This window comes from Deinococcus sp. (genome assembly GCF_030523985.1).
Lineage (GTDB): Bacteria > Deinococcota > Deinococci > Deinococcales > Deinococcaceae > Deinococcus.
This window is the reverse complement of the sequence record NZ_JAUNHK010000176.1, coordinates 1-3,086: the sequence shown is the minus strand read 5'-3', so window position 1 is coordinate 3,086 and position 3,086 is coordinate 1. Positions and strand designations below refer to the sequence as shown.

Genomic DNA, 3,086 nt, shown 5'->3' with positions numbered 1-3,086 from the left:
ACAGCGGCTTTCATCGCCCTGCCCCCACCTGCCCCGGTGGGGGTGCGTGCTTTTTTGGGATGGGCCGTAAAGTCGAACCGTCAAGCTGTCGAACGGCTGGTTTTTGGCGTCGCTTAGAGCATTTGACGTAAGAGATACTTGCGGTTTTTGACCCTCTGCCAGGGGGAGAGGGCCTCGCGTAGCGAGGGGTGAGGGGTCTTTGTGGGCAGGCAACAAAAAGAACTCCCGCCACGGGCCAAAAGCCGGGCGGGAGTCGAACCGTCAGAAGAAGTTCAGGAAGCCTTGACGCCCATGCTGGCGCGGGGTTCGAGCGCGTAGAACGCCACGACGGCCACCAGAGTGCCGACCCAGCCGGGGGCGCTGCCAAGTTCGAGGTTGAAGGTGCGGCCCAGCACCGTCGAGCCGAGCTGACCGCTGAGGTAGTCACCTTGCTGCTGCGCCACGATGTTCCAGCCCACGATGGGTTCACCCATGAAGCCGGTCACGCGGTCCACGCCACGCAGCACCAGTTTCTGACTGCCGACCTGTCCACGCAGTTCGCCTTCCTGAAGCTCGATGGTCACGCTGTCGTTGCCGACGGTGCCACGCACGCCCCGGTCGGTAATTTCGAGTTCGATGTCCTTGCCGTGCAGTTTGCCGCCAGCGCGGCCCGAGATTTTGTCACCGTCGATGGAGCAGCGGATGTCGTACCCGTCTGCGCCGCCGAGGCGTCCCTTGATGAAATCTTCCATGCGCCGGAGTATAGCGTGCCTGCCCTGACCCTCCGATGATGCCTGGGGCTGTCCTGTGGGGGGGACGCACGTTACCCTGAAGCCGACATGACCCAACCGACTCTGGAAGCCCGCTACCGGGCCGGGGACGCCCGTGCCCTGGCCCGCGCCGTGACCCTGGCCGAAGCCGGGCTGGATTCGGCCCGTCCGCTGCTGCGTGCCGCCCGTGGGTGTGCCGTGTCTGGCAGGCGTGCCGTGGTGCTGGGCGTCACGGGCAGCCCCGGCAGCGGCAAGAGCACCCTGACCGACGCCCTGATCGCCGCGCTGCGCGGGCGGGGGCGGCGGGTGGCGGTGCTGGCGGTGGACCCCAGCAGTCCCTACAGCGGCGGCGCGATTCTGGGGGACCGCATTCGGATGCTGCGGCACCATGCCGACGACGGCGTGTTCGTGCGTTCGCTGGCCTCGCGGGGGGCGCTGGGTGGCCTCTCGGCCCGCAGCATGCAGGTGCTCGCGCTGATGGAAGGCGCGGGCTTCGACTGGGTGATTCTGGAAACGGTGGGCGTGGGGCAGTCTGAGGTGGACATCGCCGCCGTGTGTGACCACACCCTGCTGGTCCTGACCCCGGCGGGCGGCGACGGCGTGCAGGCGTTCAAGGCCGGAATCATGGAAATCGCCGACATCATCGCCGTCAACAAGGCCGACCTGCCCGGCGCAGACCGCACGGTACGCGAACTGATGGCCGCGCAGGGGCTGGGGCACCACGACGAACACACCTGGTTCGCGCCCATTCGCCGCACGGTCGCCAGTCAGGGCGAAGGCGTGGACCAGTTGATCGAGGCTGTGGAGCAGCACCGCGCACACCTGGGCGAAGCGGGCCTGCGCGAACGTCGCGAACGCCGCGCCGAGTACGAGGTCAGGACCCTGGTGCAGGAAAAGCTGCTGCAACGGGCGCGAACGGTCAGCGCCGACCTCTATGCGCGGGTGGCACGGGGCGAATTGGATGCCGACGCTGCCGCCGACGAGTTGCTGAGCGGCTGAGCGGCAGGGCTGTCTGCTCATGGTCGGCGGTTAGGCTGAGGCATGACCGGGCAACTTCATGTCAGCAGTGAGTTCTTGCAACGGGCGCTGGGTTTTGGATGGGAGGGCGACCCGCTCACAGTGGGCGTTTTCCCCAATGCCCTGCCCGACGATTTCCCGTTGACCTTGCCTGAATTGCCGGGGCTGCGGATGCTGGGGAGTGTTCGGGGCGTGGCGACCCGCTGGAGCTTCAATCGGGGCAAATCTTTCTCCCCACAGCAGCGGCAGTGGCGTGTTTTTCTGGATGTGGGCGCGGCGCTGGACGACACGATGACGACTTTTCAGGCAGCATTGCTGTCTCAGGGCTGGGAAAGTGGGCGGGCCTTCGCTCAGACTTTTGTGGAAGCCGGGCAAACGCGCTGGCTGGCGCTGAATCCGGCGCGGGGCTGGAAACTCGATCTGGCGCTGCGGGAGGCTGCTGAGCAGTCGGGAACCACGACCCAGGTCTGGCTGACCCTCACCGAAGCCGAGGCCCAGACCATTCGGCACCTGCTGGGCCAGCATGACCCGCCCTTTGACCACGTTCATCTGCCCATGCCTTTGCTCCGGCTTCCGGCGGCCTGGCGTTCGCAGATGTCGCAGGGGTCGGGCGGAAGGGTCAGCAGCGAAGAGTACGCGCTGCGTGGCCCCGGCGGCGCAGCGGCGCTGTGGCCTGCGCTTTTGCCGCAACTCGCCGCCCAAGGCTGGGCGCTGCTTCACCACTCGGACGAAGCGGCCCTGTTTCGCACCCCGCACGGCACCGGGCTGCTGCGCCTCTCCGGAAGCGGCGAGGAGGTGGCGGCAGCCATCGTGCAGTTGGGCGACAGCGAGGGGAACGTCATCCTTTAGGCGGATGCGCCCTTGCGTCCCAGACCCTAGTTTTGGGCCATGCGAAAGATGCTGTGCGGTCTGGCCCTGTTGCTGAGTGCCTGCGCTCCGGTGCGGGTCACTGTGGAAACTTCGCCGCAGGCAACGGTGTTGACTGGTCGGGACAGCGCGGGACGGCTCGTCTGGCAGCGGCGGCTGTCGCAGTCACAGGCTCCGGTGCCAGGGAGGGCCTACATAGCCTGGGCGACCTCGCCGGGCGAATGGGCAGGGCCGACGAGCGCTTTTTCTACGTGACGCGCCAGGATGCTTGTGGAATCTTCACGGCCCGCTGGAACTGGCATGCCCCGCCAGGGACGCGGCCTTTTGTCATGGCGGGACGGGTCTGGTAAAGCCTGAAACCTCACCATCTCTCTGTCACTCCTGGCCCTACACTGCCTCTATGAAAGCTCGCCGCCTGACCCCTTACCTTGTCGCTGGCCTTGTGGTGCAAAG

The 3,086-nt window shown here is 66.7% G+C and carries 4 protein-coding genes; 3 read left to right on the top strand and 1 reads right to left on the bottom strand.

Annotation, left to right across the window (positions count from 1 at the left end; all coding sequences use genetic code 11):
- Nucleotides 1–272: 272 nt before the first annotated feature.
- Complete coding sequence (locus tag Q4C89_RS14580; RefSeq protein WP_303103348.1) at nt 273–731, bottom strand: hypothetical protein; 459 nt, start codon at nt 729–731, stop codon at nt 273–275.
- Between the two features lie 87 nt (nt 732–818).
- Here Q4C89_RS14580 and meaB point away from each other — a divergent pair, with 87 nt between their 5' ends.
- The 3 genes from meaB to Q4C89_RS14565 are packed head-to-tail and all read left to right on the top strand — an operon-like array spanning nt 819 to nt 2,888.
- Nucleotides 819–1,748, top strand: a complete 930-nt coding sequence (meaB, locus tag Q4C89_RS14575) for a methylmalonyl Co-A mutase-associated GTPase MeaB (RefSeq protein WP_303103347.1) — start codon at nt 819–821, stop codon at nt 1,746–1,748.
- Nucleotides 1,749–1,790: 42 nt separating this feature from the next.
- Nucleotides 1,791–2,615, top strand: coding sequence for a hypothetical protein (locus Q4C89_RS14570; protein WP_303103346.1), 825 nt, complete (start codon nt 1,791–1,793; stop codon nt 2,613–2,615).
- A 39-nt stretch (nt 2,616–2,654) separates the two neighbouring features.
- Nucleotides 2,655–2,888 (top strand): hypothetical protein, encoded by a 234-nt coding sequence (locus tag Q4C89_RS14565; protein WP_303103345.1) that lies wholly within the window; start codon nt 2,655–2,657, stop codon nt 2,886–2,888.
- Nucleotides 2,889–3,086: the final 198 nt, after the last annotated feature.